Origin of the sequence: Ruegeria hyattellae (assembly GCF_041537925.1) — a bacterium.
Lineage (GTDB): Bacteria > Pseudomonadota > Alphaproteobacteria > Rhodobacterales > Rhodobacteraceae > Ruegeria_C.
The window spans coordinates 118,011-129,749 of record NZ_JBGOSH010000007.1 but is presented as its reverse complement, the minus strand read 5'-3'; the positions used below and the strand labels follow the sequence as shown (position 1 = coordinate 129,749).

Sequence of the window (11,739 nt, the reverse complement as noted above, 5' to 3'; positions counted from 1 at the left end):
CTTATGCTGAGAGCGTTTGCTGGGTTGTGAGCTGATGGGTGAGCGTGTCGATGCAGATCGCGATGGCCTCGGTGATCATCGCCAAACTCATGGAGGGTACTTTCGCCTCAGGGCGCTTTGTCATGGCGATGTTTGCGGGGGTCTGGGGCACATGAATGAAACCGTGCAAGGTAGACATGCCGCGTTGGCGGACCAAATGCGCGGTGGTGTAGAGCATCTGATTGCAAAGGTGGGTGCCTGCGTGAAAGGACAGCGCGGCAGGGATGCCCGCTTTGTTGATCGAACCAACCATCTCTTTGTTGGGAAGCGTCGCGTTGTAGGCGTCAGGTCCAGCGGTCAAAATCGGGGTTCTTTCATAGCTTTCACCCGCCACATCCGGCACAGAAAAGTGTCGCCAATTGATGCCTACCATTTCAGCCTCGATGATCCCTGCGTCCGAAACACCGAGCCCAAGCCAAGCGTCCGGGCGGTGTTCATCGAGCAGCGCATTCACATTGTCCGCCAGGCGCGTACTGCACACAGGAATGACATGCAGGCTCAGATCGCAGTCATGCCAATCGCGCTTGTGCAGTTCCTCCACGGCCTGCGCCGCCGGGTTGATTTCCGCCTTTGCCCAGGGACCATATCCCGCGACCAGTATTTTCGGCTGATGCGCCATTCGTATTCCCTTGGTTTGCTATTTCAGAAACCATGGACGAACGAGGTTGATAATCTCAAGTCATATTAATACATTAGTCTATACGTAAATATTATATCTTGGATTTTTGCAGTGAAACACCGCCAAGTCGAAGCCTTCCGCTGCGTCATGCAATCAGGGACCACGGCCCAGGCTGCGAATTTGATGTCTGTGACCCAACCGGCAGTCAGCCGATTGATTGCCGATCTTGAAATTTACCTAGATTTCAAATTGTTCGAGCGTACCAAGGGGCGCTTGCATCCAACGCCAGAAGCTCTGCGTTTCTACAATGGGGTTGAAAGGTTTTACATTGGCATCGAAGAGCTCGATGGCGCGGCGAAGCGAATTCGAGAGGAGCGACCGAGCGACCTCAAAATTTGCGCAACGCCCGCCTTATCAACCAGTGTCATTCCCATGGCAGTCAAAGAATTTCGCGAATCTCACCCCTCTGTGGCCTTCCAAATCGAGACCGGGTCATTCACGCAGATCGCACTCAAGCTCCAAACACATCAGGCCACTCTTGGGATTGCGCATGGTTTCCCGGACTTGCCGGGCATGCAAAAAGAGACGTTGATCAAGGCCGCCCACGTCTGCGCGATGCACGAAACAAATCCACTGGCGACGCGTGAGGTGATCAGGCCCGAGGATTTGGAAGGCGAAAACGTACTGCGGATTTTGCCGGAACAGCAGGTCAATTGGGACGATACGCACATCGTGCTCGACGATGCTGGGGTTCAATACAATTCCGATATCGGCATCCAGAGCTCTCATACAGGCTATTCAATGATCTCGGAAAACCTGGCAATCGGAATAATCGAACCATTTGGCGCCGGTCCCTGGCGTGCAAACGGCGTAGTCACTCGACGCTTCGAACCCAGTATTGTGTACTCATACACGATCGCCCGGCCTGAGGGGTTACCTTCCTCACAACTGGTTGAGGCTTTTATCGATATCCTAAAAGACGCTGCGGAAACATTTTCGCGTTTCACCGACCGAACAAGAAGCCTTGAGCAGTGCTAGCACCGAAGGAAACGTTTTTTGACGTCGTGCGGCTTTGTTGATGGCATGGATGCGCTCTCCTTCTGTAATGCCTTCAACAACCGTCACGTTGGCCCATTGCGATGCCGTCGGAAGGGGACACCCATGCCATCAACAAAGCCCAACAAAGCCCCTAATGACGACGAAACCAGGCTTGTCGGCCGGTTAAGAAAAATCGTCGTCAATTCAATTGAGGTGAGTTCATGAATGCCCAAAGGATTACCGGTTGATGTCTGATCTGCGCCCGCTGTTGGAAGACATCACTGACAGAATATACCGAGAAGCCGATTGGGGTCAGCCGGCTCAGTACATCCGAGAACTGGCTGAAGTAGACCCTTCTCAGTTCGCTATATGCGTGTGCACCGAAGACGGAAGAATGATTTCGGCGGGTCTTGCAGAAAGGCGCTTTTCCATTCAAAGCGTTTCGAAAGTATTTGCTCTGATGGCGACGCTGGGTCGGATTGGTGGCCAGCTTTGGTCGCGCGTTGGTAGGGAACCGTCGGGTACGTCTTTTGACTCAGTCGTCTTGCTGGAAAGCGAGCGAGGCAGACCGAGAAATCCGTTTGTGAATGCCGGTGCCCTCGTCACGACCGATGCACTATTGTCGGGTCGAGAACCAAAGCTCGCTTTGGCGGAAGTTTTAAGTCTTGTTCGAGCGGCTGCCGAAGATGATGACATTCACATGAACGCAAAAGTCGCCAAATCGGAAGAGCGCACTGGATCCAGAAACAAGGCATTGGCGCACTACTTGGCCTCCTTTGGCAACCTGATTAACCCACCAGAAATGACGCTCGGAACCTATTTTCATCAGTGCGCGATCGAAATGACGACAAGCCAACTGGCTCGGGCTGGGCGCTGCCTTGCTGGGTTTGAAGGGGCACCCAGTGTGGTTTCGACACTAAACGTGCGCCGCGTAAATGCGTTGATGATGACTTGTGGTCATTACGACGGGTCAGGAGACTTTGCCTTTCAGGTCGGCCTACCTGGTAAAAGCGGAGTCGGCGGCGGGATTCTGATCATAGCGCCCAAAGTAGCTTCGATAGCAATTTGGTCACCGGGCTTGAACGACTATGGCAACTCCAAAGCTGGTACGCGCGCCGCTGCCTTGCTGAGCCAAGCAACCGGGTGGTCGGTGTTTTGAAAACAGGCTTGGAGACAGCCGCTATGACTTCGGGATGGACCGTGTTGCACAGATCATAAGTGAGGCGAGATTGCCCCAAGGGGACGTCCGTCCCTCACCCGATTTGTGCAACAAAGCCGATACGATGTGAAACAGAAAACTGGCCATGATGCTTGGTCGAGTTTAGAGACGTCTCAAAAGGTCCTATCAAAGATTATGCTTAGCCTTTGGTATGAACTCTCTGACTCAGCAGTTGGAGAAAACGAGTTTCCAAACGACTTGATGAAGAGTTTGTCCTTCGGATCGCCCCTAGAGGTCTATGAAACTGAGGGTGATCAAAGGGAAGAAACACCAGGCGATCTTCAAGATAAGGTGTCGTCGTCGCCATTGGCATCGTGGTGATCAAATCAGTCTCGGCGACAATCTCGAGCACCGAGCGGATTGAATCAGTTTCACAGCCAATCTGCATGGACCGAACACCAGAGGCGATCATAGCTGCTTCTGTCTGTTGCCTCAGCAGGCTACCTCGGGAATGCGCTAGCCAAATCTGGGCTTCGAGATCCGATGACATGATGTGCTTGAGGTACGTTAGGGGATGATCCGCCCGGCACATCACTCTGACACCGTCGTCTATCAGGTTTTCAAATTCCAATCCGTCGACTGGCTCCGCCAGGTTCTCTGGACCGAAGACGAGATCAACCTGGCCGCGCTTCAACATTGTCCGAAGCTCATGGACCAATCCGGTACGTATCTCGACGCTACAATTAGGGTTGGCTCGAATGAACTTAGTCAAAACGCTACTGAGAAACCTTCCCGACACAATCGGTGGTGCGCCGATACGCAACTCGCCAACGGAGCCTTTTGCAGCTTGATCCGCGACGATGCCTGCCTGCTCTTCGGCCAAACGGATCGCCAGCCCGTTTCGAGCCAGCCGGAGGGCTAAATTGTTAGGAATTGATCGGCGCCCCTCCCTTTGAAACAGGGATGTACCCAGGCGGGCTTCCAGGGCTTTCATGTTCCGGCTGAGCGCTGGTTGCGTCGTACCAAGCCGATTGGCAGCGGACTGAAAAGAGCCAGCTTCGACAATAACGGACAACTGAGCTAGGTGCTTGGGATCTATTTTCATACCTAATTGGTATGTATAGCACTGTATGTTTGATTATTCCATATAATTGAAAACAGGTAGTCTCAGGGAAAGTCTATGGGAGGACACCATGTTTCATTTCAAATTAGCTAGCCGGACCTTTCTGGTTGCCACAGTCTTATTGGCGCTGCCTGGAATGGCCTCGTCAGAGATCTTCAAAGGTGAGACCGCTGGGGTTGGCGACCCGGTGCACACTATGTTTGTCGCCTTTTCAAACCAGGCCGGAAAAGCAGGTGTCGAGATTCAGGTGAATGCAGGGCAAACGCTTACAAAGTCGATGCTCAAAGGGGGCAAGGGTGATATCGACTTTTTCTCGACCGTTCCGTCTCTAGTCAATCTTATGGCGGGGCAAAAAAGGATGTACGAGAAGGTTGACGGTGCACCGGAATTCGCCGGTAACATCCGTGCCATTCTTGGCTTTAAGGCCGGGGCGTACCATCCTGTCACACTTGCCGGCTCGGGCATCGAGACATGGGACGACATCAAGGGTAAGACGGTCTTCACTGGACCGCCTGCCGGTTCGGCTTCGGCTACGTCGGAAGCGTTGATCAAGATCATCACGGGGTATGTGCCGGGTGAAGACTATACTGCGGTTCGCCTGAGCTGGGGCGAAGGATACGCAGCCCTCGCTGATGGCAAGATCGACATGATGGTGCGACCGGCGGAAATCGGCTCGGCAAACATCGAACGGTTTGGCCTGTCAGGTGAGTTCCGCATTCTTTCCATCCCCGAAGACAAAATTAACAGTGAAGAGATGATGGCGCTGTTTGGTCGGCCCGGGCGCGGCATGATGCAGTTTGATGGTGACGTCTATAAAGGCCAACTGACTAATGGAGAGATCACCGCACTTGGCTTCACACAATTCGTTGGCACCCACGCCGGTGTTTCTGATGACGTCGTGTACGATGCGACCAAAGCATTTTGGGAGAACCTTGATGAGGTTCATGCGACGGCGTTCTTCCTGAAAGACGTGACAAAAGACAGCGCCTTTACCTCGGTCAATGTTCCGCTACACCCAGGCGCTTTGCGTTATTACGAGGAAGCTGGGTTCTCAGTCCCCGACGAGCTTCGCCCAGATTCCTGATGCGCCGCCGGGCCGGGTTTTCAGCCCGGCCGACAAACGCCCTTATTGAAAGGTAGTCTGATGTCTGATGCGACCCCTCTCGTTCGTGTCGCGGTGCGGCTGTTCTCTGTCGCTTCTGTGGCTGCTAGTTTCGTACTTGGAATCATTACACTTTATTCTTCGGGCGTTGGGTTGATTGACCCGAAACTGCACCGGGCCATCGGATTTGCCCTGGCGCTTATCATCGCCGTGGCTGTGTCGCAGAAGCGTCGGACCGATCAGGGCAAATCGACGCCGCTGTATCTTGCCATTGATGCTGCTTTGGTCGTCGCCGGGCTCTGGTCGATCTGGTCGTTCCTCTTCGTTCAGACCGAAATGGAGACGGCATTATACGATGTGACTACCAGGGATGCGCTGCCTGCGCTCGCAGGTTTGGTTGTCTTTCTCGAGCTCTGTCGTCGCCTGTGGGGATGGGGCCTTTTTGCGGTCGGCACTTTTGGCGTCCTGTATCTATTATTTGGGCAAGATCTGCCTGGCATTATGGCGCATTCCGGCTTCTCACTGAAAGAAGTCGCCGAAGCGCTCTGGTACAACACCAACAAGGGTGTTTTCGGCTCTATCACCAATATCGTGCTCAGCACCGTCTTTATATTTATCATCTTCGGTGTATTGCTCGAAGGCACAGGAGCGGGCGATACGCTGTTGAAATTCGCTTTTCTGGCCACGCGCCGCACGCGAGGTGGTCCGGCTCACGCCGCTATTCTGGCCTCGTCATTGTTTGGCACCATGTCGGGTTCGACCGTCGCGAACATCGTTGGAACCGGTACATTCACCATCCCTATGATCAAGAAGCGAGGATTTTCACCAACATTCGCGGCAGGAATCGAAGCGACGGCATCCTCGGGCGGGCAAATCATGCCACCAATCATGGGAGCAGCGGCGCTTGTGATGGCTGATCTGACCGGGGTTGGCTACCTCAACATCATCATCGCCGCTCTGTTCCCCGCGCTGTTTTACTATTTCAGTTTGTTTTCAGCCGTGACGGTCGAGGCGCGCAGGCAAGGCATCGACGTTCAAGAGATGACAGTAGATGACCATATTACCCGAACGGACATGATCAATTCAGTGCTGTTTGCCGGACCCATTCTTGTCGTGATCGGGTCGCTGCTGTTCGGGCTCTCCACCTCCGCTGCCGGGTTCTATGCCGTCGTCGTTTTGTTGGGGCTTTCGGTCATCAACCCTGAAGTCAGAGGAGATCCTGCACGGATTTGGCGGTCTTTTCTCAAGGGGGCGGAAGCCGGAGCAACCCTGTTGATTGCCATTGCTGCCATCGGAATTCTTGTCGGGTCACTGGATTCTACGGGGCTTGGCCTGAAACTGGCCAACATAATCGCATCGATCCGGGGTGAAAGCCTATTCTCTGCCCTGCTTGTTGCTATGGCCGGGGCACTGATCCTTGGCATGGGAATGCCTACTCTGCCCGCTTACCTCATCATCATTCTCGTGATGGGTCCGGCGATCCAGGCATTGGGTGTGTCGATGCTAACCGCACATATGTTTGTTTTCTACTATGGTGTTGCATCCTCGCTTACACCACCTGTCGCCATTGCGGCCTATGCAGCGGCACCAATCGCCCGGGCGAATCCGCTGATGACCGCATTTATGTCGTTCCGGTTGGGTATGGCCAAATTCATCATCCCGTTCGTCTTTGCATTCTATCCAACGATCCTGATTGTTGAGGAATTCAGCTTGCTGCCATTCTTGTGGATCGTCGCCCGCACTTGCTTTTGCATCTGGCTGTTTTCTTCAGCTTTGTCCGGATTTGATAGGCGCAAACTGTCTGTACCGGAAATCGTGATCCGCTTTGTAACTGCGTTCGCCTGTCTTGTAACCGATCCTATGTTCCATTTGCCCGCCGTTGCACTCGGCCTCGCACTCGTAGCATTTGATGTGCGTGCGGGCCGATCTGCGGCAATGAAAACCGAGGCGACCCAATGACAAGACGTCCCAACTTCCTGTTTGTCATCACCGATCAGCACCGGGCCGATCACCTTGGCTGTTATGGCAACAGACTTGTAAGAACTCCGAACATCGACAGGATCGCTGAAGGGGGCACTCGGTGGGACAGGTTCTATGTTGCCAACCCGATTTGCATGCCCAATCGTGCCTCGATCATGACCGGGCGGATGTGCTCGGTGCACGGGGCACGTCATAACGGCATCCCGCTGTCAAAAGATCACACCACCTTTGTCGAGTTGCTTCGCGACGCCGGATACAACACTGGACTGATTGGAAAATCTCACTTGCAGAGCTTTACTGGTCTGCCCGCAACCAAGAAGTTTGAAACCAAAGAGGGAGCGTCCGCACCATCCCAGCACCTGCGTGACGCGTATAAGAACAACCGCCATTCACCCGATTATGATCTGGAAGTTGCACCCAAGTGGGATACACCCTTGGCCGAGCGATTAAAGGGTGATTTCTACGGGTTCGATCATGTTGAAGTGTGCGCCGATCACGGGGATCAAGCCTCTGGCGACTATCTTCTTTGGGCCCGCGAACAGCACCCAGACTTCGATGGATTAACCGGCCCTGAAAATGGGCTTCCCGACAACCGGATCAATGCACCACAGGCCTGGAGAACGGCGGTTCCCGAAGAGCTTTATTCCACGTCTTGGATTGCCGACCGCTCGGAATCCTGGTTGACTCACCAGGCAGAACAGGACGCTCCGTTCTTTCTGCAAATGTCTTTTCCTGACCCACATCACCCCTTCACGCCGCCAGGGCATTACTGGGACATGTACGATCCGGCAGATATTTCTTTGCCTGCATCCTTTGGCAAGGGCGACCTGCCTCCCATTAGAGCCATGCGCGAAGCGATGGAGAAGGGCACTGATCCGAGAGACAACCAGAATCCATTTGTCGTGACTGAGGATGAAGCCCGAGCCATCATCGCATTGACCTATGGCATGATCACCATGATTGACGACGCCATAGGCCGTGTCCTGGCACGTCTGGAGGCCTTAGGATTGGCGGACAACACGGTGGTAGTTTTTACGTCGGACCACGGGGACTACATGGGTGATCACGGCCTGATGTTGAAGCTGTTGCTACACTATCAGGGGATCATCCGGGTGCCGTTCATTTGGAAAGATCCTGCAGCTTCGGCTGACGGGAAGGTAGAAAAGGGCCTGGGCTCTTCTATCGATATTGCTGCCACCGTCCTCGCCAGGGCCGGGATAACCCCTTTCAATGGAATACAGGGCCGCGATTTGCTCACGACCGAACCACCTGAGGCAATCATCGTCGAAGAAGACAGCCAGCGCACTATGACAGGTTTTGAACGCCCACAGCGGGTGCGAACGGTGGTAACCGACAGGTATCGAATGTCACTTCGCGAAGGCGAGAAGTGGAACGAATTGTATGATCTTAAACACGACCCGGAAGAGATCTCGAACTTGTATGGCAATAGTTCAAGCAAAGATACCCAGCACGCACTAACCGAAGCGATGCTGCGTCGAATGATTGCGCTCCAAGACCGCGCACCCTTGCCTGCCTATCGCGCTTAGCGCAACGTATGAAACGTCAAATGAGCCTGCTCAGCTGAACAACAAGAACGTCCAACATAGTACCAATGAGGCAAGAAATCAGAAAGTCGCAGCACCACGATCTGTGTGGGGATCGGGGGGGGGGTCGTGTATCAGGACAAATCACTAGCTATACTTGCTCAGCCAGCCAACGCCTCACAATTGAGACGATAGCAGGATTCCTTGGTTCGCGTGGAGCGACCACATAATATCCCTCGTCTGTCTCCATTGAGAACTCGACAGGTTGACACAAACGGCTTGCCCTTAGATCCGCCTCCACAAACTCGCGATTGGCCAACGCAATGCCTTGGCTTGCCAATGCAGCATCGATGGCCATGGATGTTTGACTGAACGCCATGGTTTTTGCGTCTTTTACTGGCTGTTCTCCCAATGCCGTTTCAAGGAACAAAGGCCATTGGCCGTGGGTGTCCTCAAGCAACACGTGGTTTAGCAAATCATGCGGTGATTGAATCGGTTTCGGGCCCGAGACTAGATCCGGGTGGCAGACTGCAATCAATCGAGCAGCGAACAGCGGATCCGCTACAAGACCTGGTCCAAATGGCGGTCTTCCCTGTCGTATGGCAATGTCAACTCCGTCGGTCTGGAAATTCGCACGTTCGTTTGAGGCGTCCAAGCGTACTTGAATATCCGGGTGGTCTTGGGAAAATCTCCCTAGCTTGGGCACCAGCCACCTTGTCGCAAATGACGGAGTGGAACTTATCGTTACCACCGTACTCTGCGGAGACAGATTACCTGTTGCCTCGGCCATCATGTCAAACGCGCGCCGCACGGGCGGCAAATACTTACGGCCTTCGTCTGTGAGAGAAAGCCCCCTTGCATGCCTCTCGAACAACTTGATTTTCAAAAGTTCTTCCAGCGCACGCACTTGTTGGGCGACTGCGCCCTGTGTAACGCCAAGTTCTTCGGCCGCTAGCCTGAAGTTTAAGTGCCGCCCCGAGGCTTCGAACGACTTCAGAGAATTCAAAGGAGGAAGCTTGCGCATCTGCGCCTACACTTAGATTGTAGAATTTCTATGGTGCTAAAGCAGAATTATTGGTTAGTCAAACGCGCGGGGACTCTCCATGTTGAAGTCAGATTAACCAACTGAACACACGGAGACGAGAAATGGCTGACGAGAAAGTTGCAATCATCATGGGTGGCGGCAGCGGCATGGGCGCCGATAGTGCACGTCGCCTTGCCGCCGATGGCTTCAACGTCGCCATCCTGTCTTCATCTGGCAAGGGCGAGGCATTGGCCAAAGAGCTGGGCGGGATCGGAGTGACCGGCACAAATAAATCTAGCGGGGACATGCAGAAACTGGTCGACGCAGCAATGAGCAAATGGGGTCGCGTGGATGTATTGGTCAACTCGGCAGGCCACGGGCCCCGCGCGCCTGTCCTCGAAATCAGCGACGAAGACTGGCATGAGGGTATGGAGGTCTATTTTCTGAATAGCGTACGCGCCTCACGGATTGTTGCTCCGATCATGCTTGCTCAGAAATCCGGAACAATCATCAATATCTCAACCTTTGCCGCCTTCGAGCCTGATGCAGTTTTCCCGACTTCGGGTGTGATGCGGGCAGGTCTGGCTGCTTTCACCAAACTGTTTTCAGACAAGTACGCCGCAGACAATGTGCGTATGAACAATGTGCTGCCCGGATTTATCGACAGCTTGCCGGAAAATCCGGATTTCATGGCCAAGATCCCGATGGAACGTTACGGCAAGTCATATGAAGAGATCGCTGCCACGGTTGCGTTCCTCGCCTCAGACGGAGGCGCCTACATCACAGGTCAAAACATCCGCGTTGACGGCGGCATCACCCGCTCGGTCTGACCAACACAACAACCACGAAAGAACAATCATGAAGCCGACTTCCAAAGACTCCTCGTGGGAGATGGATCTCCCTATGTTTTCCGCTACCGCGAAACATGATGCTTATGATGTTGTCATCATCGGTGGGGCCACCATGGGGGCCTGTACCGCTTGGTTTCTGGTGTCGAACCCGGATTTCAAGGGCAAGGTACTGGTTGTTGAGCCCGATCCAACCTTTTCCAAGGCGCAAACCGGGGCTTCGAACAACTGCATGCGCCAGCAGTTTGCCAATCCCATCAACGTGCAAATCGGTCAGTACGCGGCCGAGTTCGTGCGCAATTTCCGTGAGAACCTTGGTGGTGACCCGGGAGTGCCAGAGTTGAGCATTCGCAATTTTGGCTATCTGTATCTGTCTGACAATGCTGACCTGACCAAAGTTCTGAGGCGAGATCAAAGCGTACAGGAAGAATGCGGTGCGGGCACCCGGATGGTAACGCCGTCTGACATCGCAGAGGCCTACCCGTTTTATAAGCTTGACGATATTGAAACAGGCAGTCTGAATACTGTCGACGAGGGGTATTACAATGCCCCGCTGATGGTTGAATGGCTGATCAAGAAATCGGTCGAAAAGGGTGTTGAGTACATCCAGAACTCAGTCACGGCAATCCACCGCACAGGGGACAAGGTCACCGGGGTGACGCTTGCATCGGGCGAGATCATTAAGGCCGGTGCCATCGTCAATGCGTCGGGCACCCGAGCCGGGATGGTGGCCGATATGGCCGGGCTAAAGCTCGATATCCAACCCAAGCGACGTTACACATTCATCTTCCGTGCCAAGGAACCGCTGGACCGGGACCTGCCGTTGACCATTGATCCGACGGGTGTGCATTTCCGTCAGTTTGGCGATGATTATCTGGTCGGTTGCCCACCCTTGGGTGAAGACGCCACTGTGGATGTCGACGATTTCAGCGCCGAGGAAACCATCTGGGAAGACAAGGTTCATCCGATCATCTCAAACCGCATTCCGCAGTTCGAAGATGTTGAAGTCGTGGATTTCTGGATGGGGCACTACGACTTTAACCCTTTCGACTTCAATGTCGTCATCGGGCCGCATGATCAGGTGGCGAACTTCCACTTCACCAACGGCTCTTCCGGGCACGGCTCGCAACAGGGTCCAGCAGTGGGGCGCGGCGTGGCAGAGCAAATCATATATGGCGAATTTCGGTCAATGGATCTGTCCCCATTCCTGTATGAACGCTTCACCAAGGGCGAGCGCGTGATCGAACGTGCAGTCATCTAATC

Annotated in this window: 10 protein-coding genes; 7 read left to right on the top strand and 3 right to left on the bottom strand. The window is 53.9% G+C overall.

The features are described from left to right. Position 1: 1 nt before the first annotated feature. Entirely contained in the window at positions 2-658 is a 657-nt protein-coding gene (locus tag AB1E33_RS17390) for a pyroglutamyl-peptidase I (protein ID WP_372578539.1), read from the bottom strand. Positions 659-769: 111 nt separating this feature from the next. Between AB1E33_RS17390 and AB1E33_RS17385 the strand changes: the two genes are divergently transcribed. Together AB1E33_RS17385 and AB1E33_RS17380 are read left to right on the top strand one after the other, a co-directional pair. Beyond that, the gene (locus AB1E33_RS17385) at positions 770-1,696 is read left to right on the top strand and encodes a LysR substrate-binding domain-containing protein (RefSeq protein WP_372578538.1); all 927 of its coding nucleotides are present in this window, start codon (positions 770-772) and stop codon (positions 1,694-1,696) included. A 247-nt stretch (positions 1,697-1,943) separates the two neighbouring features. Continuing rightward, positions 1,944-2,855, top strand: coding sequence for a glutaminase (locus tag AB1E33_RS17380; RefSeq protein ID WP_372578537.1), 912 nt, complete (start codon positions 1,944-1,946; stop codon positions 2,853-2,855). 199 nt (positions 2,856-3,054) lie between these two features. Here the strand turns inward: AB1E33_RS17380 and AB1E33_RS17375 are convergent, their stop codons facing one another. Further along, on the bottom strand, positions 3,055-3,960 hold the full coding sequence (locus AB1E33_RS17375) for a LysR family transcriptional regulator (RefSeq protein WP_372578536.1): 906 nt from the start codon (positions 3,958-3,960) through the stop codon (positions 3,055-3,057). Between the two features lie 88 nt (positions 3,961-4,048). On the opposite strand from AB1E33_RS17375, the gene AB1E33_RS17370 reads away from it, so the two are divergent. The 3 genes from AB1E33_RS17370 to AB1E33_RS17360 are packed head-to-tail and all read left to right on the top strand — an operon-like array spanning position 4,049 to position 8,607. Next, positions 4,049-5,062, top strand: coding sequence for a TAXI family TRAP transporter solute-binding subunit (locus tag AB1E33_RS17370; RefSeq protein ID WP_372578535.1), 1,014 nt, complete (start codon positions 4,049-4,051; stop codon positions 5,060-5,062). Positions 5,063-5,122: 60 nt separating this feature from the next. Beyond that, complete coding sequence (locus AB1E33_RS17365) at positions 5,123-7,039, top strand: TRAP transporter permease (RefSeq protein WP_372578534.1); 1,917 nt, start codon at positions 5,123-5,125, stop codon at positions 7,037-7,039. Continuing rightward, complete coding sequence (locus AB1E33_RS17360) at positions 7,036-8,607, top strand: sulfatase family protein (RefSeq protein ID WP_372578533.1); 1,572 nt, start codon at positions 7,036-7,038, stop codon at positions 8,605-8,607. Before AB1E33_RS17365 ends, AB1E33_RS17360 begins: the two co-directional genes overlap by 4 nt. Positions 8,608-8,755: 148 nt before the next feature. Here AB1E33_RS17360 and gcvA read toward each other — a convergent pair whose 3' ends face one another. Beyond that, positions 8,756-9,628 (bottom strand): transcriptional regulator GcvA, encoded by an 873-nt coding sequence (gene gcvA, locus AB1E33_RS17355; RefSeq protein ID WP_372578532.1) that lies wholly within the window; start codon positions 9,626-9,628, stop codon positions 8,756-8,758. Between the two features lie 122 nt (positions 9,629-9,750). On the opposite strand from gcvA, the gene AB1E33_RS17350 reads away from it, so the two are divergent. Both AB1E33_RS17350 and AB1E33_RS17345 read left to right on the top strand, forming a co-directional pair. Beyond that, on the top strand, positions 9,751-10,458 hold the full coding sequence (locus AB1E33_RS17350; RefSeq protein ID WP_372578531.1) for an SDR family oxidoreductase: 708 nt from the start codon (positions 9,751-9,753) through the stop codon (positions 10,456-10,458). Positions 10,459-10,531: 73 nt separating this feature from the next. Further along, a complete protein-coding gene (locus tag AB1E33_RS17345; protein WP_372578530.1) occupies positions 10,532-11,737 on the top strand; it encodes an NAD(P)/FAD-dependent oxidoreductase in 1,206 nt (401 codons plus the stop codon). Positions 11,738-11,739: the final 2 nt, after the last annotated feature.